15 protein-coding genes are annotated in these 21,489 nt (G+C 38.9%); 6 read left to right on the top strand and 9 right to left on the bottom strand.

The window, feature by feature from the left end:
- Positions 1-8: 8 nt before the first annotated feature.
- From D0T08_RS22465 to D0T08_RS22425, 9 genes are all read right to left on the bottom strand, one after another.
- Entirely contained in the window at positions 9-1,250 is a 1,242-nt protein-coding gene (locus D0T08_RS22465; protein ID WP_116984997.1) for a glycosyltransferase, read from the bottom strand.
- Positions 1,251-1,354: 104 nt separating this feature from the next.
- Positions 1,355-2,530, bottom strand: coding sequence for a glycosyltransferase family 2 protein (locus D0T08_RS22460; protein ID WP_116984996.1), 1,176 nt, complete (start codon positions 2,528-2,530; stop codon positions 1,355-1,357).
- 77 nt (positions 2,531-2,607) lie between these two features.
- On the bottom strand, positions 2,608-4,083 hold the full coding sequence (locus tag D0T08_RS22455; protein ID WP_116984995.1) for an O-antigen ligase: 1,476 nt from the start codon (positions 4,081-4,083) through the stop codon (positions 2,608-2,610).
- A gap of 12 nt (positions 4,084-4,095) precedes the next feature.
- Complete coding sequence (locus D0T08_RS22450) at positions 4,096-6,303, bottom strand: hypothetical protein (protein WP_116984994.1); 2,208 nt, start codon at positions 6,301-6,303, stop codon at positions 4,096-4,098.
- Positions 6,300-7,016: a TolC family protein gene (locus D0T08_RS22445; RefSeq protein ID WP_158561333.1), complete on the bottom strand. Its 717-nt coding sequence runs from the start codon at positions 7,014-7,016 to the stop codon at positions 6,300-6,302. Before D0T08_RS22445 ends, D0T08_RS22450 begins: the two co-directional genes overlap by 4 nt.
- A 371-nt stretch (positions 7,017-7,387) precedes the next feature.
- Complete coding sequence (locus D0T08_RS22440; protein WP_116984992.1) at positions 7,388-8,596, bottom strand: glycosyltransferase family 2 protein; 1,209 nt, start codon at positions 8,594-8,596, stop codon at positions 7,388-7,390.
- A 69-nt stretch (positions 8,597-8,665) separates the two neighbouring features.
- A complete protein-coding gene (locus tag D0T08_RS22435; RefSeq protein WP_158561332.1) occupies positions 8,666-9,034 on the bottom strand; it encodes an Hpt domain-containing protein in 369 nt (122 codons plus the stop codon).
- 118 nt (positions 9,035-9,152) lie between these two features.
- Positions 9,153-9,842 (bottom strand): LytTR family DNA-binding domain-containing protein, encoded by a 690-nt coding sequence (locus D0T08_RS22430; RefSeq protein ID WP_116984990.1) that lies wholly within the window; start codon positions 9,840-9,842, stop codon positions 9,153-9,155.
- The gene (locus tag D0T08_RS22425) at positions 9,839-12,685 is read right to left on the bottom strand and encodes a PAS domain S-box protein (protein ID WP_116984989.1); all 2,847 of its coding nucleotides are present in this window, start codon (positions 12,683-12,685) and stop codon (positions 9,839-9,841) included. The genes D0T08_RS22430 and D0T08_RS22425 overlap by 4 nt, the downstream gene beginning before the upstream one ends.
- Positions 12,686-13,345: 660 nt before the next feature.
- Here D0T08_RS22425 and D0T08_RS22420 point away from each other — a divergent pair.
- The 6 genes from D0T08_RS22420 to D0T08_RS22395 all read left to right on the top strand — a co-directional run bounded on the left by D0T08_RS22420 (position 13,346) and on the right by D0T08_RS22395 (position 21,475).
- The gene (locus D0T08_RS22420) at positions 13,346-16,447 is read left to right on the top strand and encodes a SusC/RagA family TonB-linked outer membrane protein (RefSeq protein WP_116984988.1); all 3,102 of its coding nucleotides are present in this window, start codon (positions 13,346-13,348) and stop codon (positions 16,445-16,447) included.
- Positions 16,448-16,473: 26 nt separating this feature from the next.
- Entirely contained in the window at positions 16,474-17,907 is a 1,434-nt protein-coding gene (locus D0T08_RS22415) for a SusD/RagB family nutrient-binding outer membrane lipoprotein (RefSeq protein WP_116984987.1), read from the top strand.
- 63 nt (positions 17,908-17,970) lie between these two features.
- Positions 17,971-18,447: a hypothetical protein gene (locus tag D0T08_RS22410; protein ID WP_116984986.1), complete on the top strand. Its 477-nt coding sequence runs from the start codon at positions 17,971-17,973 to the stop codon at positions 18,445-18,447.
- A gap of 289 nt (positions 18,448-18,736) precedes the next feature.
- Complete coding sequence (locus D0T08_RS22405; protein WP_229239028.1) at positions 18,737-19,096, top strand: cupin domain-containing protein; 360 nt, start codon at positions 18,737-18,739, stop codon at positions 19,094-19,096.
- 15 nt (positions 19,097-19,111) lie between these two features.
- Positions 19,112-20,272, top strand: coding sequence for an alpha/beta hydrolase (locus tag D0T08_RS22400; RefSeq protein WP_116984985.1), 1,161 nt, complete (start codon positions 19,112-19,114; stop codon positions 20,270-20,272).
- 6 nt (positions 20,273-20,278) lie between these two features.
- Positions 20,279-21,475: a DUF6786 family protein gene (locus D0T08_RS22395; protein ID WP_116984984.1), complete on the top strand. Its 1,197-nt coding sequence runs from the start codon at positions 20,279-20,281 to the stop codon at positions 21,473-21,475.
- The last annotated feature ends 14 nt before the right edge of the window (positions 21,476-21,489 follow it).

The following is a 21,489-nucleotide window of genomic DNA, read 5'->3' as shown; positions in this document are numbered from 1 at the left end:
GCGATTAGTTACAGCGATGAAAGGCTTTTAGGTTGAGTTGGGTCTTTTTCGTTTAACAACTGGTCTTGTACTGCAAATATTTTCTCTACGCAGGCCTCCCATGTGTGGCTTTTGGCACAGTTAATGGCAGCTACTTTGTGTTCATGTGTTTGTGGTTGTAAAGCTTTTTCGATGGCTTTCAGATAACCCTCCAGGCCAACGGCCAATTCTACATGCGGCAAGAACATTTTCATGGCCAGCGTTTCTGTAGCTACTGTTGGTTTACCCATCGATAAATATTCATCAATTTTTCGTGGATAATTGCCTATTGTTAAGCCATTAATCACCTGAGGATTCATACAAACATCCATATAATGCATATATGCAGGTAATTCTGTTGTTTTCTTCGATCCTAAGAAATGTACGTTCGGAATTTCGTGTAATCGGCTTTTCTCAAATACAGGGTCTTCGGGGCCTATCAGTACTATCTGCCAGTCTTTTCTTGCTTCGGCAATTTGTTCTAATAATTGAATATCCAATCGTTCATGCGTCAGAAACCCTACATAACCTATTCTTGGGTGTTTAATTGAAGCTAAATCGGTTGGTTCTGTTTTTTCTGAAAAAGCATCGTAGATGTCAGTCTCACACCCTTGCCCTATATCCTGGCTTCTTGAATTATATTTCGCCCCATATTCAGCCAAATAAGCCGAATTAGCAAAAATAGCATCCGCAGCTTTAATGGTTATGGGTTCTATACGAGGCCCATGAAATTTAAAATAGGCCTGCTCAACCAGATTATCCCTGATATAATAGAAGCTCAGTAATGGGCCAAAAAACTCTTTCACAAATGGCCCGGCAAACATCTGACTGTCGTTGAAAACTATACAGTTCTCAGGTCTCCAACCTAGGTTTTTTACTGCCTTTTTTAAACTATCAAAAAAACCTCTGCTGTTTCGCTTGTTCAGAATGTCATATAGTTTGAAATTCTTCAGAAAATTAATTGAACTGCTTATATTCTGTGGTGTATGCAACCAAAGGTTATCAGCAATTTTTTCGGTATTTTCACCGATTCCCAACGCCAGTTTTAACCGTTTACGCCCGTAAGGAGTCCCAACCCTCGTTATAAGAGATTTGATATTGATATCCGGGTTTACATAAATCACAGGCTTGGTCTTACTGATTTCCGCAGCCAGATTTCTGGCATTACTGCCTAAGTTTAGCTCCCATTCCTGCTGGGCAATCAGAATATACGCATCAATTTTTTCTGACATAGCGTTTGCTTTTAGTTTTCAAACCTTTTACAAAACCCCAGAGTACAGCTATTATCCCAACTACTGCAATAATATCCCAAGGCATAGTTAATCCTGTTTAGATGTTAAGACTCACCATGAGGTGTATGAATAAATTGTTTGCGGGCTTTACCAATATGCAACATGGCTTTTAGCATAGAGAACAAAGCACTCGGTATCTGCAGGAATGCCATAAGCAATTTTTTGTTGTACCATTTTATCGGAATACCCATCAACAATGCTAAAACCAGAGCAAAAAACATTCCAATTGTGATGTACAAAAACTCTTTAAAAAAGAATATTGTTAGCACCAACCAGAGGCAAACAACGGCTACGAGCATAACCCTTGGTAGTAAATAAGTTTGAAAAACTTTATCAAAAAAAGCTACATTCCCTCTGAACAATTGCACCCAACCCTCTACAAAATATTTCTCGAAAAACTCAATCTGCATGGCTATCCAGCGGCTTCTTTGTTTGCTGAAAACATCAGTTTTGGCCACCTTTTCGTCATATACATATCGCCCGTCCAGAAAAGCAATGTCTTTGCCTTGTCTGATAATTCTGTATTCCATTTCTTTATCTTCTCCTGACGTATCACCGATATTATGGAGCAAGGAAACGAAGAAATCCCATTGAAAAGCCATACCGCTGCCAATCAAGGCTGATGGTAAACCTACAGCCACGTGACCTCTACGAAAAATATGATTGTTGATTTCTTCGGTGCAGGCATCTAATAAAGCAAAAGGTGTTTTAAAATCCTTGGCAGTTCTATGGCCTTGCACTACCTGATAGCCTTTCTCAAAGGCATTATTAACCGCATGCAAGAAACCGGGAGACATGTGATTGTCAGCATCAAGAATCAGGACTATATCTACAGGGGCATGGGCCGTTGCTTCAACAGCTTTCTCTAAAGCTTTTCCTTTAGTACTTTTCTCAAAACTTACTTCTATGACTTTAATCGGAAGGGACTTTAGCGTGGTTAGTGTAGCCTCGCTGAAAGAGTCAGCGATAATAACTACCTCATACTTATCTTTTGGATAATCCTGCTGAATGGCGTCTTTAGCCGTGGAGATAATTACAGCATCTTCTTTATAACCCGGAATAAAAATTCTGATTTTTCTGAGTGTCTTAGCTTCTGCAAATTTTTCTTTTGAAGCTAATTTACCTGCAATAGAATAAAAAAGCAGATAAGCCACCTGTATAAACAAGTAGACGAGAATAATGTAGAGAACAATGTTTAATAAGAGGTAGAGTACATTCATAGTATTATCAGGTTTTACACAAAAGTGATTACAGGTTATTTATATCTGATTGGCTAAGCCAATCTTAGGATTGATTATCAGGCATAGACCGATTCCTCGCTCTCTGTAACTTCTACTATTTTGGGCTCAGGCGTATCCCATCTCGGGCTCAACCATATCAACGCGAAACTGGTATAGACGATGGCTTCTGACGGCATGGCATTTAGCACCTCGTTACCATAGCTACAAAGCATGATTCCGGCGGCTCCCGAGCATAAAGAAACCAGTTGGTTTTTAAGAATTGGATCACGGGTTTTCCAGATGATTCCGGCACTTTTACCCATAATATACATCATTATTCCGAACCAGATAAGAAACCCAACAATGCCATACATACCCCATATTTTCACATAAAGGCTGTCTGGCGGTATGGTGGAAATGTATTTATTCTTATTATAGATGGTACCCCATGTACCCATAGTGCCTACTCCCGCGCCAAAAGGCTTATTACGTATGTAATCAGCTAGTATTTTCTGGTTAATAAAGCGCACCTGTAAAGAAGCATCTTTAGGGTCTAATGATGTACGCAATCGCCTCACTTCAGCATTCTGATTCCCTATGGTGGTATATTTCAGAACTCCTAAAGCTCCTCCGCCCACTATAGCTCCTAAGAGCAGAATTTTTATCTGCTTACTCAGTATCAGAAAGGTGAAGCCCCCTCCTACCAGGCCAAATAAAGCACCCCGTGTACCAGAAATAAGCATCCCATACATAATCACCAATCCTGAAATCGCATAGATTACTTTCTTTTTCTTCGTATAAGGACCAACTGCCAGAATGATACACATAATGGCAATCTGCGCCTGAGACGCTCCAAACTGTCCGGCATCTGAATAATAGGAAAAAACACGAAGTTTCCCGAATAAAACGTGTGTTTTCTTAGGACCTTCTTCCAACCATCTGTTTTCAGCAGCATCAACCCCAAATTTCTGTTGCTTCACCCCATAAATGGCTCCAATAAAAGAGAGCACAATGATAATAGTCAGGAATGTATTAATATCTGACTTTTTATAAAAGAGCAAGATAGCCAGTGGGATAGTTAATATCCAGTATAGCGTTGCCGACCGCATTTCGTACACCCAACCCAGAATACTGGGCCTCTCGGGGTTGCCCAATTGCAGTATAGTAATCACAAACCATACGACTGCTGTCCAGAACAAATCGTTATTAATATACCTGAATTTGAACTTATCACCCCTAAAGAATAAGACCGCAAATAGCGTTAGAAAGAGCAAAGCATCCGTACCTAAACCAGCCTGCAATCCCGGCACATGTTTACCTATAGTGGGCATCAGAAAAACATAGACAATGTAAGTAAACATGCCAATGCGGGGTTTCAGAAACACTAATGTTACAAAGCCTACTATGAATGGTAATACCAGGAAAATTACACCTATAGCAATACCTTTTTTGGCTATCAGCCAACCACAAGCAACCGTAAAAAGAACAATGGGTATCACCCAAATATTCTTTATAATGTTCCGGTTAGTAGTATAAAAGATATTGCTTTCCATTCGCGAGACTACTTATCCTCTATAGACAGTTTTTCTGTTACCAAATTCAAATTTTACTATTTTCTTAATAAATGATCTGAGTGCATTGCGCTTCTTTGGCACTTCACCGATATATTCTTCTGCAAAATCTGTTTCTACACCATTCAGAATAAACATCGGCTGGCTTCCGGTTGTCTGGGTGAAAATAGATACCATTTCTTTATCTTTTTTATCCCAGATACGATTGGCTCTACAGACCAGAATAGAATGATTGAGTGGTGGAAAAACCCCCGGCTTTATGACCATTTTCTCTAATGCCGGAAACTCTACTAATACAAAGTCTTTTTCTTTTCTTCTGACCAACTCTCCTCCCGGCATTTTCATTAATTCAACATCTTCGTGTTGCTTGATAATCTCCTGCTCGCTTGCCCATTCTAACTGATGCGCAGCCAAGCTAAGAGGCATACTGATACCCAATTGACGATACTCGGTATTAGATAGCAACAATTGTTTTTCGACATGATAATTCAGATCTAACAATTGTCTTTCCAAGATATCTATAATGGTACTCTTGCCCTCTCCTTTTTGCGTACTGATAAATCCTAAATAGATTGTATCCTGACGACCATCAATCTTAGCAAGTACATGTTGCAGTAGTCTTAAATCAGCTTGTCTCAAAAAATCAGGATTATCATTCAATAATGGATAAATACCTAATAGAGGTAAATTGACCATTTTTTTGGCCCTTGCTGGTTCTAATAGCGTTTTATTAATAAATGCTCTGCCTATAACGACTGCCAGAACCAAAACAAAACCTACCATAAAACCTACTATCACTAAAATAATACGTTTCGACGGATTAGGTTTTAATGGCAAAAACGGTGGGTCAACAATATCCAGTTTAGAAGTAAGCTCCGTATTTTGCTGAGAAAGTTTTGCCTGATTGAGGTCATGAAGCAGTTGGAGATACTCTTGTTCAGACACATTGATTTGTCTCTCAATCTTTTTGAGAATGGCACCTAAAGGGGCAAACTTCCGGTATTCTTCTGTAAATTCTTTCTTACGTTTGTCCATAACGGCCAGTTTTGCCTTACTTTGCTCGAAAGCAAGGGTAGTTCTTAGCCATTCGTCCATTACGTTCTTTGTCGGAATTCCATTCGGAGTATTTGTTTCCTGATTCAGGCTATTGAGCGATTTTCTAATATTACCTTCGTAAGTAGTTGCAAGACTCCTCAAGCTATCTAATTCTCTCTTATTTGAGCCATCTTTATTGACAATTTCACTATTAGCAATTTTATTATAAACGTCTGAAAGTTTCTGGCGCTGGTCAATTATTTCACTGCCATAGATAGACTGATATGCACGATTTTTGATACTTTCATTTACTTTATCCAATGATTTGCTTGATGCCAACTCGTCCATTTCCAGGGCATGATTCATGGCATATAAATCTTCTCTTTCTCCTGCTACAGCCTTGGTTTGCTCGTAGTAGTTGATGATGTCGTTATTCTTGTGGAACTCCAGAAAGAGTTTTTCTACCGAATCAAGCTTGATAAAGGCTTTTCTGGTCTGTGTCTCAAAATAATCTACTACTGAGGTAGTTTGCCCGCCTTTAATTGATTTGTATTTTTCCATGAAAATACTCTCCAACAACTCCAATGTCCTTTTACAGATAAAGGGGTCGTTGGTTTCGTAAGATAGTTTTACTAAATCACTGGAGTTAATCCGGCTAGACTCAATTTTGTTTAAAGCGTCTAAAGAATAGAATGGTTCTTTAGAATTCAGAAGCTCATAAATGAGATTATCATCACTACTCTGCATCAATTTAACTATCGCAGCGCGAGTTTCAGCCAAAGTAGGCTTTACTATGATTTTTCTTACACTATCCGGAATCTGCTTACTTAATTCGTCGTAAGCATTCCAGGTCATCACTTCCGGATCGTGTTTTTTAAGGGATAAATGTTCTGCTAATAAGGATATGGCTACCTCTTGTTTGGTATCTCTTGACTGGATAAGCGTCAATAGGTTATCAAAGGCATTGCTGGTAGAAAAGAAGTCGGCCTTTATTTCTCCACTCAGGCTGTATCCTGACGCAATACCCGTATAAATGGTTGATTCTGAAGCATATACTTTTTTCTCCTTTCGGGTAAAATAAAATATCGTCACAGCCAATAGTATAGGTACTGCTATCAACCATTTAAGATTTTTAAAAACCAGATTAAGAAAATGCAAAAAACTCATCTTACTCTCTTTAATAATGATGCTAAAGTTGTCCCTGTAAATGTCTCTAATTGCAAAAGATTAGTCTGAAACAAGTTTACGGTTTGTTCATACTCTACCTTTGCCTTGTTGTTCATTTCAAGTACTCTTGAAAGCTGTTCAACAGTCAACTGCCCTTGTAAAAACTCTTTTTCTGCCAAATCATAATTCAATTGTGCTGATTGCTTATTGTTTGTGCTGATTCCTAATAATTTCTGAGATAATTTTAACTCCTGATACATCCTGATTACCTCTTGTTTTACCACCATTGTGGCCGTTTCTCTTTCATGACCAAAGACTTCCATCTGCATTTGTGCTGATCTTACCAGGTGTTTCCGGTTAATGACAGTGGTTATTGGTAATGATATTCCTACCCCTAAATTATAAAAACCGGTCTGGGTGGTAGTAAGCCTGTTAAAATTAGTAGATGCTGTAGCATCTGCTACTGCTGCATAATTGGTACCATAAGCATAGCTTGCCTGTAAGCCCAGTGCACTATAAATAGAGTTCTTATTTATTTTCAGATTGGCTTGCGCTAATTGAATACTTTTATCGAACTTTTTTACTTCTCCTGAATTTTTTAAGGCTGCATCAATCAAAAAAGGTAGTAGTTCATCGGTAGCAAAGGCTTTTGCTAAGGTAGCATCAACAGAAGTGACCTGGGCATGTACCTCTGTTTGTGTATAAATAAGCATATATACAGCAATTATTGCTGTAAAAAATCTCTTAAAGCACGTCATTTTATTCCTAACGATAGTTTGTCGTCTAACAATATTAGCTAAGCCCGGGGGCTTACCAGGTAGTTCTTCAAATATCATACCTATTCTTATTTTTGTAAGAAATACTTATCAAAAATTAAAAATTTTCTATCATATTCTTTTGAGCAACTCAATAGCGGAGTCTAAAGGGGCAGCAGGAATTCAATAAAAAGGAGGAAAATCTTGACTAATTTACAGCAATTGATTTAAAATCAAAGATTTATTATACATTTTAACACTTTTCTAATAAAAACAGCTACCAACGCATTAGTAACTGTTTTTTCTGAAATTTATTATATCAAACGCTTTTATTGCGCACGTTTGGCTTTTTCCCATATCCCTGAGGTAATACCATTGCGATAACGATTGTAACCTCTGATAGCACAATAGTTCATGAATGAAAAGTAAAACGGCACAAAAAGCAGCTTTATTCTGATCTTCTGATTTTCGAGCCAATAGCCAATAATGGCTAGTAAATAAAATAACACCTGTGCTACAAACAAGACTTTATATAAAGTAACAGGCTCGTTCATTCCCTCTATCAATACTAAAGCCAGATTTAATGCAAAAATAAGCGGCAGGCAAAAAGGTGCTACTGCCCATCTCATAGCTCTATGCGATACATATTGAAAAGATAACCATCCATACTTAAAAATGTTCCATAAAAATCCGAGACGAGCAATTGACTGGAATCCCCCTGCTGCAATACGGATTTTACGTTTCATTTCATCCTGAATAGAAAACGATGGTCGTTCGATAGCATAAGCTTCCGGCTCATAGATTACCCGGTAACCATCGGCTGCTACTCTTAATGAAATCATGAAATCATCCAGCAAAGTATCTTTTTCAACCGTACCATGCAAATTTGTTCTTACGGCAAATAATTCGCCTGCTGCCCCTACTACTGAATACAGCTTTGTATCCAGTTTTTTCAGGAAAGACTCATATTTCCAGTATAAACCCTCACCTGCTCCTGCGGCTGCCTCACTATCATCTACCTGAATACGTTTCTCGCCTGCTACTGCTCCTACCTTTTCATCTTTAAAATGGCGAACAATATTTTTAATAACTGATTTATTCAAGGTAGTGTTTGCATCCGTAAAAATAACTATTGGTGTCTGGATAGTCTTAACGGCCATGTTCATGGCTTCTATCTTCCCTTTGCGCTCATTACCACCAATGATTTTCAGGTTTGGATAAGTAGACATCAGAGACTGAATGTATTCAGTTGTACCGTCGTTGGAGCCTTCGGTTACAAACAAAACATCTATCTTATCTGCCGGGTAATCCAGGCCAAAAGAATTTTTTACTTTCGCTTCAATACAACTCATTTCGTTATAAGCAGGTATTGCTAAGGTAACTCTGGGTTGAAAATCGGGGTCGTTTGGCGTAGGAAATGAGATGCCCAGTGCTGTTCTGATTTTAACGAATATCCAGGCTAAGATACCATAGCCTACATAGGTGTAAATCACTAAGCCTATGCAAATCCAGAATAGAATTTCAATGGTAGTTTTCATTCATTATAATATAAATAGTAGGAAAGCAGAAGTTATCAATAGAATATATGCCTACAACTCGCGGATTCATTAAACGTAGTCTTCCATTCGCTTCAATTCTTCCTCAATTACCAGTTTTGCATGATTGACATCCACGGCGATCTGTTGGTATTGAGTCAGCAACTCTCCATGCGCAGGGCCTGACTTAGCAAAAGTTTCAAAGGCCTGAATCTTAGGGTGTAAAAAAGTAAGCCCTACCATCGAAAAAGATGGTTTAATCTGATGCGCCAAGCGGCCTACTTCAGCGTAATTTTTGCTAATGATTTTATCATACATTTCATTCCACACCGGAATACTCTCTTCCAGAAAAGAACTAAACATGATTTGCACGATAGTCAGATCGCCACCATAAATTTCGTTGATGTAATCAGCATCAAGATGAGCGTTAAACTCAAACATACGATTATAATTTTTTAGGTAAGAATAAAGCAAAAAAAGTACCATTATATTCTTTTCATGAAAAAATATTTAGGTAGTCTCGAGCGGGTTTTACAGCTATTTACGTTGTCAATACTAATTAAAGCATATTCAAGCGGTTCATTAATTCGGGTTTATTGGCCCGGCTGATTGGGATTACTTTCTTGGCTATAACCAGGTTATTTTCTTCTATATCAACGATTTTATCAAGATGAACAATAAATGAGCGATGTACGCGTAGAAACTGACCTCCTAATTTTTCTTCCAGGTATTTCATGGTAGTATGAATAATATAGGAGTTGTCATGAGTAAAGATTTTTACATAATCACCGATGTTTTCGATGTATAGAATATCTGAATAAGGCAAACGAATATACCTGCCCTCTGATTTTACATAAATCTCTTGCCGTTGTGTTGAAACCGTGGTTTTGCGGGCGTTAAGCTCTAATATTTTATCAACAGCCATTTTGAATCGTGGCAGCATAATAGGTTTTTTCAGGTAGTCGGTAACCTGATACTGATAGGCATCAAACGCGTACTCTGTCTTAGTAGTGGTCATCACTACTTGCGGTATTGTAGTCAGATTTTCTAATAAGTCAAAACCAGAAAGCCCTGGCATCTCTACATCAAGCCATATAACGTCCACTTTTTCTGTCGATAAGAAAACCAAAGCATCTTCGGCATTCTCAAAAACAGAAACTAAGTCAAGCGATTCATGTTGCTCGCAGAGTCGCTGTAATGATTTTCGGGCCATTACTTCATCTTCAACAATGATACATCTTAATTTCATGTTCGCAATTTGGCTAATTCATTTTGTATTAGTGGAAGGCTTTGATTAATATCCTCAAAAATATTTTTCCAGGTTTTCAATAAAGCGTCTTTTTCGGGTGCTTGTTTGATATTTTCTTCAAAATCAAGCATTCTTTTTTCTAACTCTGTCAATCCTACCATTGCTAATGTAGGTTTCAACTTATGTACAGCTTTTGCCAGATTCTCCCAGTCGGTTCCATTAATTAAACTTTGCAAAGTACCAAAATCCGGTACAACCTCATCCAGAAAGGTATGGAACATATCTGCGGCATATTCTTTATCGTCGCCGTACATTTCGTTCAGACAAGCACGGTTCAATTCTATTTTTCCACCTGTACTTGAAACTACCTCTTTCGCCGGTGCTTTTTTAGCATTCAGATACTCCTGAATCGTACCCAGAAGATGATTAGGCGTAAAAGGTTTTGATATGAAATCGTTCATACCCACAGCCATTGCCCTGTTCTTCTGATCAATCATTGCTGAGGCTGTCAGCGCTACAATAGGGGTCTTCTGGTTTGGATTTTCAGTGTTCCGGATATGAATAGTTGCTTCGTAACCATCCATATTCGGCATTTGAATATCCATCAGTATAATGTCAAAAACTTGTTCTTGTGCCAGTTCTACAGCCTTTTTCCCATCTGGTGCTATTACAAAAGGGATATTCCATTTATTCAATAAATTGCTGATATACTTCTGGTTCATAGCATTGTCTTCAGCCACTAACACCTGAGTTACGTTTAAACCCTCAGCCGACGGAGCTTTCTTTAATGTATTAATACCATCGGGTACTTTCTGTAATGGCAAGGTAAAAGTAAAAGTAGAACCCTGACCCTCACGACTTTTTACTGAAATTGTTCCACCTTGCAATTCAACCAGTTGCTTCGTAATTGTCAGTCCTAAACCGGTTCCTTTGTGTTTATTCCCGTGAATGGTTACCTGCTCGAATTTCTGGAATATCAAATCTAATTTTTCTTCCGGAATACCAATGCCGGTATCGGTTACCTTAAACTCAATTAAGGCATTATCTCCTTCTTCCTTTTTAACCTTAACCGCTATATCAATCGCCCCCTCCTGCGTGAATTTTTCGGCATTGCCTACGATATTCAGTAAAATCTGATTTAATAGCAAATCATCCCCCATATAGTTACCGGAAATTTGTCCGTCAAGCATCAGGTCTAAAGTAATCGGGCGATTACCTATTTTGATTTTAAATACTTGCTGGGTAGTACGTAACAAACCGACCAGATCAAAAGGCCTTTTCTTTACTTCTATTTTACCATCTTCTATTTTGGCCATGTCTAATAAATTAGCAATGAGTCCGTAAAGAAAATCGGCAGTGGTTTTTAGTATATCAAGGTATTCTTTTTGTTGCTGACTTGGGCGTGTATCAAATAGCAAATGGGTCATTCCGATAATGGCATTGAGCGGCGTGCGAATCTCGTGGCTCATATTTGCCAGAAACTGCTTTTCAGCCTGACTAGCTTCTTCGGCTACCTGTTTGGCCTTTTCGAGTTCTTGTTCTAATTGCTTTCGGGCTGTAATATCATAATGAATACCTATCGAGCCTATTGTAGCGCCATATTCATCAATAATAGGTGTGCCACTAATGATTGCCCAAAGCGGACTTCCGTCTTTTCTTACCAACTTCATTTCGTATGAGCTCCCTTTACCATGGGCACGCTTTTCTTGCTCTGCCTCCAGAACAGCTTCATAGTCTTTCGATATAAATAATTCTGGAGCAATTTTACCTACCAGTTCTTCTTCAGAGTAGCCAATCATCTGGCAAAAACGGTCATAAGCGCGTATAATTCGCTGGTCGTTGTCTACTTCCAGGAGTCCTAACTCCATATTATCCATAATTTTACGGTATTTTTCTTCACTCTTACGAATACTTTCGGCTGATAAGTGTCTTTGAGTAATATCCGTGTATTTCCAGAGATTACCACGATAGTCTCCTTCTAAAAAAATCGGGATATAATCTCGTTCTAATATTCTTCCATCAATAGTAGTTAATTTTTCTTCCACTACTATTTCCTGTTTGTCCAATAATTGAGCCATTCTGCGCACAAAGCCTTCGGCATCGCTGAAAGAATGACTAACCTGCTCTAATGATTCTAAATAATTGGTGCCTATTAAGGCTTCGGGAGAAGAGGTAATGCCGAAAAAGTCGCAGAATAACTGGTTGACTAAAATCACTTTTCTGTTCTCATCTTCAACCAGCACTGCCTTTTGCAGATTTGTAATCAAAGCCGCTAATCGGCCCTGGGTGGTACGAAGTATGTCTTCGGTGTTTTTCTTTTCGGTTATGTCACGAGCAACAGCAGAAAGTTCGACAATTCTATTGTCTTGTTTAAGAAGATGCACGCTCTGGCCAATCCAGACAGTTCTGTTATCCTTGGCCAAGACAGGAAATTCTATATAAGTACTTCCCTGCTTCTCCTTCATCATGTTCAAATAAAAATTCACAAGCGGTTCTCTATATTCAGGTAAAACTAATTCGGTGAAATGTTTCCCGATTATTTCTTTGGCTTTAAACCCCAATACTTTTTCAACAACCGGATTCACAAAAGTAAAATAGCCCTCGGGTGTGATTTTGTAGATAATATCATTTAAAGATTCTATGAGTTGTTGGTGGCGATTTTCACTTTGTTGCAGAGCAGCGTCTCCTTCTTCTATCTTACGTTCTAAATTGGCATTCGATTTACGCAATTGTTCTTTCACCTGACTCAACTGCATACTCTGTTCCTGCAGAAGGGTTTCGGCTTTTACACGTGCCTCACGTTCTTGTTCAATCTGTTTTTTAAGAAGTTCTATTTCTTCCATATATCGTTTTACAATCACGAAAAAATGCGACTCAACAATCCACAAATATGCTTTATATCCATCACTCAATCATGAAGAACAGCATTTAGGCTGACGAACATAAATCTTGCAAATTTTTAATTGATTGATAGCAGTTTAGAAATATATTGAGAATACCAAAATTATCGTGCCATAGATTTTCATCAGAATATTATCAGGCTAAGAAGTCTATTCTGATGCAGCAAAATTTGAATAAAATCTAAACAGAATTATTTATCTTGTTAAATCTTGATGGTGTATACTCTAACCCGAAAGGTTGCAATAAGTATGCCTATTTTTTCTGAAATGAAAATATATTTATTATTTGGGCTATTTCAGGTTCTTTTTAATAAACTTTTAATTATACTACTCGAGATACCTCTTTAAAATTTGGCTCAAACATAATTTTAGTGCAAAGCAAATAGTTTTAAATTCGGATATAAATCAACTAAGAAAAGGCTCTCACTATCTTTCGCTTTTATCTCTCTTTATCTCAAATTTATCTATACAAACTGCCGTTTCATAACTAAATCTAAAAAGTAAACAAGCTTTTACCTACCTATATCTCGTTGTAAAATATGTAAATGTTACAGATAGAATTCTTACATTTACTATACTAAAACCAAATATATTTACATTTTCATGAAAAAAAAGCTACACAAACTGTATTTTTTGCTATGCCTTTTGCTTTCTTTACGCGTATCCGCACAGAATACAATCAGAGGGAAAGTTACATCTTCAGATGATGGCACGGCAATTCCGGGTGTCAATGTTACAGCTAAGGGAAAAAACGCAGGAACTGTTACAGATGCTAATGGCGAGTATAGCATCTCAGCAGTAAAAGGAACTGAATTGATTTTCAGTTTTGTGGGTATGGAAACCCAGACCGTATTGGTACAAGACCAACCTACGATTAATGTGGTAATGGTTTCTTCTGCTTCAGCCTTAGGTGAAGTGGTGGTTACTGCGTTAGGACAAACGCAGGAAAAACGTGCGATTGGCTATTCGATTCAATCTATCAAAGCAGACGAAATCAGGAATTCCGGAAATCAGAATGTGGTAGGTGCACTGCAAGGTAAGATTGCCGGGGCAGTTGTAACGGGTTCTGGTGGTGCGCCGGGGTCGGGTATCAATATCATTTTAAGGGGGGTTACTTCTTTGAGTGGTAATGCTGACAACCAACCGCTTTTTGTAATCGATGGAATTATTATCTCCAACTCAACCAGCGTGGGAAATCCATTGCCAAGTGCGGGTAGTAACTCACCCGGGGCGGGTGAACAGTTTGCCAATACCAACCGGGCAGCCGATATTAACCCGGACGATATTGAAAGTATTTCGGTGTTAAAAGGGCCATCAGCTACTGCATTGTATGGGTTGCGTGCATCGAACGGGGCTATCATCATCACTACCAAAAGAGGTAAATCGGGTAAGCTCGGTATCTCCGTTTCATCTTCTATCAGTGCCGATGTTTTGGGAAAATCACCCTCTATTCAAACTACTTTCCTGCAAGGCAGATTAGGTGAGTTTATTCCCTTAGGACCTGGCAGAACGCCTTATCAGTCTTTTGGCCCGGTTTTAGACCCTCAGAATACCACTGATAAAATCTATGATAACTTCCGTGGATTTTATAGAACAGGGTTAACCAATAACAACAATATTACCTTGACCAAAGGCGGCGACAAAGGTAATATCTATGTGTCGTTAGGCCGTAGCTATCAGGCAGGTATTATACCAAATACCGATTTCGGACGGACGTCTGCTAAAGTGGCCGGGTTATATAATATTACTAAAAACTTTTCGGTTTCTGCTTCGTTCAATTATATTAATTCAGGTGGTAAGCGCCCACCGGCCGGAGATAAATCTATCTTTAGTGCCTTGGCTTACTGGCCTAATACGTATGACGTAAACGATTATCTGAACCCGGATGGTACTCAGAAGAACATTCTTCCTGGCTTTACCGATAACCCTCGTTATCTGGTTGAAAAAAGCCCACGTATCGATAAAGTAAACCGTTATATAGCTGATGTTACCTTAAACTATAATATTACAGACTGGCTATCCGCCAAATATCAGGTAACTTACGATACTTATAATGAAACCCGAAGCCGTCAGGTTGATAGTACTTTCGACGTAGGTATCCAGGTAAAAGGCTTCTTAGTAAACGAATTTCTGAATTATCGAGAGCTTAACTCAAACTTGTATGTAACGGCTAAGAAAGATTTCAGTGATAGCTGGAGTGGTTCGTTAATGGTGGGTAATTCATTAGTAAACAGCGAACGTCCTGATAGTTATTATATTCGTGGTGAGGGTTTTAAGGCTCCTTTTACAAACGATTTGAGTTCTTATAGAAACCAGCAAAAGCGTTTCTATTCACCAGCACATTATCGCATAGCCAGTTTCTTTGCCGATGCTAAGCTAAGTTATAAAGACATTTTGTATCTGAATGCCACCGGACGAAACGATATTGTATCTACCTTACCACAGGCTAATAATTCGTTTTTCTATCCATCATTTAGTGCGGGTTATGTCTTTACTGAGCATTTTGCCAGCAATAATACTTTGTCTTATGGTAAGTTGCGTGCTTCGTGGGCACAGGTGGGTAAAGGAACAGACCCTTATGTATCGGGTAGTTATTTTGATATTACTGATAACTTCCCGTTTGCTAATAATGTGCCGGGCTATTTCCGTAGGTCAACTACTGCTGATCCGAATCTGAAACCGGAGCGCACGACTTCGATTGAATTAGGAACAGAGCTACGTTTCTTCAAAAACCGCTTCATGCTAGATGCGACTTATTTTACAATGGATAGCAAAGACCAGATTGTAAGAGCTCCGGTTTCTAACGTATCAGGTTATTCTTTTTACTATACCAATATTGGTCTAATTCGTAATCAGGGGGTAGAATTATTGGCTACAGCCAAAATTATCCAGAGCAAAGATTTCACCTGGGATGCATCCTTAAACTGGTCGAAGATGTCGGGTAAGGTTATTGAAATGCCTGCCGAATTGAAAGAAATTGCTTATTATGATAACGTAGTCGGTAGTTTAAGAATCCGTGAGGGTAGCAAAATTGGTGATTTGTGGGGCTATGATTATAGAAGATCTCCTGATGGACAATTGATTATTGATGCCAATACGGGTTTCCCTATTACAAGCACAACCCTGACCCAATATGGCAATGCTCTACCAGATTGGTTAGGTGGTTTAACTAACACTTTCAACTATAAAGGCTTGAGTTTATCTGCTTTATTGGAATGGAGACATGGTGGCGATGCTATCGACTTAGGTGAAAGAAATGCCCTACGAAGTGGTTCTATTAAATTGACCGAGAGACGCTACGAAAGAGTGGTTTTCAATGGTGTGGTAGAACAAAAAGGTGCAGACGGTTCGGTAACTTATGCCCCTAATACCAGAGAAGTATTTTTAGATGATGCCTTATACAATCCATCTACTTCAACGCGTTTTAATAGCTGGTCGAAATTAAATATTCAGGATGCTTCATGGATTCGTCTTCGTACGGTTAGCTTGAATTATTCACTTCCGCAAAGTCTGATTGGTAAATCCGTTTTCAAAAACGGCGTAAGATTCAGCTTTACCGGAACGAACTTATTCCTGAATACACCATTCCGTGGGTATGACCCGGAAGCTTTGTCCTTTGGTTCAGGAACCAACCTGATTGGTTTTGTGGGAAGAAACAACCCTGCTACCAGAAGTTTTATGTTTGGTGTATCAGCTAATTTCTAATCCACTCGTTTAAACATTTTATTGCAATGAAAAAAGTACATTATTTATATACACTCTTAGTGGCCGGGTTCATGACCATCCTATCAGGATGTCAGAATTTTCTCGACGTAAATGTTGACCCAACTCTAAAATCTGATGCCACAGTACAGGAGCTTTTATCAACGGCTCAATTTTATACCAGCGAGGCCAGTTATCAGCAAGCCTATTATGCCGGCCAGTATGCCCAACAATTAGGTAGTAATTTAGGTACAAACGGCACTGACGCCTATTATGAGTCTGAAAATGCCTTAGGTTGGTCAAATTTATACCTGTATGTGGTTCCGCAGTTGAATCTGATTGTTCAGAAAGGAACAGCCGACAACAATCCTGCTTATGTAGGTATAGCCAAAACTTTACTAGCTTATAATCTGGGTTTAGCCACAGCTAACTGGGAAAACATCCCTTTTTCGCAAGCCGACCAGAAGAACTTCTCTCCTGCTTATGATAGCCAGCAAACGGTTTATACATCTATCCAGAAATTACTGGATGAAGGTATCGCTGAATTAGCTAAAAATTCGGGTACAAAACCGGGTACTGATGATATGATTTATGGCGGTGATTTAGGAAAATGGTCTCGTCTGGCTTATTCATTGAAAGCCCGTTATGCCATGCACCAATCCGTTTTGAATCCACAGACTGCGTCACAGACGGCACTTACTGCTTTGCAGAATGCCATGACAAGTAATGCTGATGATTTTCAGTTACAGTACAATTCAAAAAACCTGAGCCCGTGGTATAGCCGTGTGGCATTGGCGAATAGCACCGGTAACTTATCAATCACTTATGGCAGCACTTTTGTTGATTTAATGAACGGCAAAGTACAAGGCATTGTTGACCCTCGGCTACCAATTGTGGTAAGTTTGAAAAACGGACAAACTACCTATTCGGGTGTTGTTCCTGGTTCAGGAGCAGGTTCAACAGTAGATTTCACTACAAGAGCCTGGCATTCAAACGTCAACTCACCGATTGTGATGATGACCTATGCCGAAGTAAAAGCTATAGAGGCTGAAGCAAGATTTTTGGCTAACGGTGGCTCTATTACTTCTACAGGAACAACAACAGAAGCCTACAATGCGTATCTGGAAATTGCCAGAGCTAACATGCAGAAACTTGGGGTAAGTGCTGAGAATATGAATACATACTTAACGGCTGATGTAGTGAATGTAGGTGCTGCAAATCTTACATTGTTGAACATCATCCGTGAGAAATACAAAGCTATGTTTTTGATTGGAGATATCTGGACAGATGTAAGAAAATACAACTATCTGGATTTCCCGATGCCTTTGAATGTTAATCCTGATTTGAACGGACAACGTATTCAACGCATGAAATATCCATCTTCTGAATTAACAAGAAATGCCCAGAATGCAGAAACTAATCTGAAACAACCGGGAGTAAAGATGTGGGTATTTACTAAATAAGATTGCCTGCCAGTTCAGTAAAGCAGGTTTTGACAACTTTAATAATTTTAATTTTCAAGAGATATGAAAAATATAAGAATAGTATTATTCACTTTATTGGCGCTTTCAGCAGTCTTCATGACAGGCTGCTACAAAGAACCCGATTTATTGAGTGAAATAAGCACAAGCAAAGGCAAAGTAGCACAGATTTCGGTGGTTTGGATAGGTACAACCCGTACGATTACTGCCAATACTTCAGTAGTGACAGGTTTGACAGCAGCTCCGGGCACTAATACCAATTTTAATATCGAATTTACCTCAGAAGTACCTGTCAAAGAATTCAGGGTATATTGGGCGCCTACGGCTTCGGGGACACAAACGTTGGTTGCTACCATTCCGGCTGGTACACAAAAGTATGATGCTACGTTGAGAAACTATGTATTGGCTGTACCCATTACCGCACAGACAACAGCGAAAACGGCACGCGTTTTCTTTGCTGAAATTGTGGCAGAAAATGGTCTGGTGTCGGCTCAAAAGTCAGCTACGCTTACTACAAATTAAGAGTTAGTTAATGTAGTAAAACAAAATAGTTTCCAGAAAATCCTGATAGCCCCTCAACTATCAGGATTTTTTTATTAGAGAATGAAAGACTTTCCGTATGCTTTTTGGCAGATTTCTTAGATATTTACAATTCAATTAAACCTAAGTGCAATTTTGGCAACGTTCCCGATAACGTTTGCATAAAAATATCAATTGGGGTTAAATATTTTCTTTAGAAATAATAGGTACTTTTACCTTGCCGTAAAAGTATACTATAGTCGATTCACTCACCATCTATTAAGCACAAACCTTGAACTCTTTCGTACATACCGTCTTTGAAAAAACATTAGTTGAAGATAACGAGCTTCCCTGGGAAGTAGTCAACGACAAAATCAGGCGAAAAATCATGTCCTATTCAAAGGAAATTATGCTGGTAAAAGTCGCTTTTGAAAAAGGAGGTATCGGTACTATCCACAAGCACCCACATCTGCAAATCAGCTATATTGCCAGCGGTGTTTTTGAAATCACGATTAATAATGAAACTAAAACCCTGAAAGAGGGCGATGTATATTTTGTACCATCTGATGTTTTGCACGGAGCTGTTTGTATGGAAGATGGTGTGCTGATTGATGTTTTTAATCCAATGCGGGAAGATTTTATTCAACCATAAATAAACCTCACTCCTATGAAAATCTCATTTTTCACCATTTGTCTTTCTTTGGTTGGTTTCGGCGCGTTCAGCCAGTACAACCCTGAAAAGCCTGATTTGATGCAGGGGAAATTCTACACCGAAGAACAGGCTGTAAAAGTACATGAAGATTTAGCTAAACAATATACAGATAAAAAAAGCTGGGAAAAACACGCCGCACTTATCCGCCAGGGTATTCTGGAAGGCTCAGAGCTAAGCAAATTGAAACTAAAGAAACCATCAAATATTACTATTCACAGTAAAAAAGAACTCAATGGCTATAGTGTTGAGAATGTTTCATTTCAGAGTCTGGATGGTATTTATGTAACGGGCAATCTTTACCGACCTTTGAATCATACGGGAAAAATGGCCGGGATTCTTTGTCCGCATGGTCACGGCCAAGACCCGCGCTTCAAAGAATATACTCAGCAACGTTGTGCTACCCTGGCACGTATGGGAGCCGTAGTATTTGCTTATGATATGATTGGCATGGGAGATTCGAAGCAATGTGACCATAAAATCCCGAAAGCCGTAAAAGTGCAATTGGCCAATGGTGTTGCCGCTTTAGATTTTCTACTAGCCCTGCCTAATATAGATAAAGAAAGAATTGGTATGACCGGAGAATCAGGTGGTGGTACGCAAACCTTTTTATTGGCTGCCATCGACCAGAGAATAAAGGTATCAGTGCCCGTAGTGATGGTATCGGGCTTTTTCTTCGGCGGTTGTGTTTGCGAGAGCGGCATGCCTGTTCACAAACGCCCGACGCATACCACTACTAATGTTGAAATAGCTGCTCTGGCCGCTCCTCGCCCCATGATTATGATTTCTGACGGTGGAGACTGGACAAAAAATACACCTGAGTTGGAATATCCTTTCGTCAAAAGAATTTACTCTTTTTATGGCGCAGAAAACAATTTAGAAAACGTACACCTACCTAATGAAAAACATGATTATGGCATTTCGAAACGTCTGGCAGCCTATGATTTTTTAGCTAAGCACCTGAAATTAGACATCAATAAAGTGAAGGTAAACGGCAAAGTAGACGAAAGTGTCAATACAGTTTTAACCGCAGCTGATTTAAAAGTATTTGATGAGAAACATCCATTGCCAGCCAACGCTCTGGTAGGAGACGAAGCAGTAATGAAACTGTTAAATTAAACCTGGATGAAAAAACTACTTTCAACCCTATTGGTATTATCAGTCTGGGCTTGTAATACCGACAAAAAGACCCAAACAACTATGAAATCGGAGGAGACTTTTGGTTACGATTATGATTTTCTGAAAAAGTATAAAGAAGTAATATTATTGGAGCAAGATAGCATGAAAGTAGCCATTGTGGGCGATTATCAGGCACGTGTCATGACCAGTTCAGCCAAAGGCATGAATGGTTTTAGCTACGGCTGGATTAATCATGAGGTGATAGCTTCGGGAAAATACACGCCACATATGAATGCCTTTGGCGGAGAAGAGCGCTTCTGGTTTGGCCCTGAGGGTGGGCAGTATTCAGTCTACTTTAAAAAAGGAACAACATTCGACTTTGCTAACTGGCAAACCCCTGCTGAGATAGATACAGTTTCTTATGATTTGGTAGAGAAACAAGCAAACAAAGCCGTTTTCTCTAAAGATATGGAACTGGAAAACTATTCAGGCACTAAATTCAAAGTAAACCTGAATCGTGAAATTAGTTTGCTGAATCAGGCTGATGCCGAAAAACTATTGGGAGTTTCCTTGAAAGATTTGGACTGGGTTGGTTATCAAACCAAAAATGTAGTAAAAAATACCGGAACCGAAGATTGGGATAAATCGAAAGGGGTACTATCTGTCTGGCTTTTGGGTATGATGAAGGCTTCTCCACAAAATACCATTATTATTCCGTATCAATCAGGTAAAGCCGACCAGATTAACGATAGTTATTTTGGCAAAATAGCGGCTGAACGATTAATAAAGAAAGATGATATATTGTTTTTCAAAGCTGATGCGCAATCGAGAGGTAAAATCGGTATTCCACCGCAAGCTTTGAAACCTGTTGCGGGTAGCTACGATGCTGAAAATAAAATTCTGACGATTCTTCAGTTTGATTATAACGGAGAAACAGACTACGTAAACTCAATGTGGGAGATACAGAAAAATCCGTATAAGGGCGATGCCATTAATGCTTATAATGATGGCAAGAATGATTCTGGCTCACAAATGGGACAATTCTATGAATTAGAGACTTCGTCACCTGCGATAGCCTTAAAGCGTAATGAAAGTTTGACCCATATGCAGAGGACTTTCCATTTTGAGGGAACCGAAAATGCTTTAGATGCCATCAGCAAAAAGCTATTGGGTATTAATTTATCTGAAGTACCTAAACTCTAAACTAATCTAAAGGT

Source organism: Emticicia sp. C21 (assembly GCF_003418935.1).
GTDB lineage: Bacteria > Bacteroidota > Bacteroidia > Cytophagales > Spirosomataceae > Emticicia.
This window is presented reverse-complemented; position numbering and strand designations above follow the sequence as displayed.

Excerpts from the sequence above, each read along its gene's own strand:
- D0T08_RS22465 (WP_116984997.1), bottom strand. The coding sequence starts at position 1,250 with ATGTCAGAAAAAATTGATGCGTATATTCTGATTGCCCAGCAGGAATGG.
- D0T08_RS22460 (WP_116984996.1), bottom strand. The coding sequence starts at position 2,530 with ATGAATGTACTCTACCTCTTATTAAACATTGTTCTCTACATTATTCTC.
- D0T08_RS22455 (WP_116984995.1), bottom strand. The coding sequence starts at position 4,083 with ATGGAAAGCAATATCTTTTATACTACTAACCGGAACATTATAAAGAAT.
- D0T08_RS22450 (WP_116984994.1), bottom strand. The coding sequence starts at position 6,303 with ATGAGTTTTTTGCATTTTCTTAATCTGGTTTTTAAAAATCTTAAATGG.
- D0T08_RS22445 (WP_158561333.1), bottom strand. The coding sequence starts at position 7,016 with ATGCTTATTTATACACAAACAGAGGTACATGCCCAGGTCACTTCTGTT.
- D0T08_RS22440 (WP_116984992.1), bottom strand. The coding sequence starts at position 8,596 with ATGAAAACTACCATTGAAATTCTATTCTGGATTTGCATAGGCTTAGTG.
- D0T08_RS22435 (WP_158561332.1), bottom strand. The coding sequence starts at position 9,034 with ATGTTTGAGTTTAACGCTCATCTTGATGCTGATTACATCAACGAAATT.
- D0T08_RS22430 (WP_116984990.1), bottom strand. The coding sequence starts at position 9,842 with ATGAAATTAAGATGTATCATTGTTGAAGATGAAGTAATGGCCCGAAAA.
- D0T08_RS22425 (WP_116984989.1), bottom strand. The coding sequence starts at position 12,685 with ATGGAAGAAATAGAACTTCTTAAAAAACAGATTGAACAAGAACGTGAG.
- D0T08_RS22420 (WP_116984988.1), top strand. The coding sequence starts at position 13,346 with ATGAAAAAAAAGCTACACAAACTGTATTTTTTGCTATGCCTTTTGCTT.
- D0T08_RS22415 (WP_116984987.1), top strand. The coding sequence starts at position 16,474 with ATGAAAAAAGTACATTATTTATATACACTCTTAGTGGCCGGGTTCATG.
- D0T08_RS22410 (WP_116984986.1), top strand. The coding sequence starts at position 17,971 with ATGAAAAATATAAGAATAGTATTATTCACTTTATTGGCGCTTTCAGCA.
- D0T08_RS22400 (WP_116984985.1), top strand. The coding sequence starts at position 19,112 with ATGAAAATCTCATTTTTCACCATTTGTCTTTCTTTGGTTGGTTTCGGC.
- D0T08_RS22395 (WP_116984984.1), top strand. The coding sequence starts at position 20,279 with ATGAAAAAACTACTTTCAACCCTATTGGTATTATCAGTCTGGGCTTGT.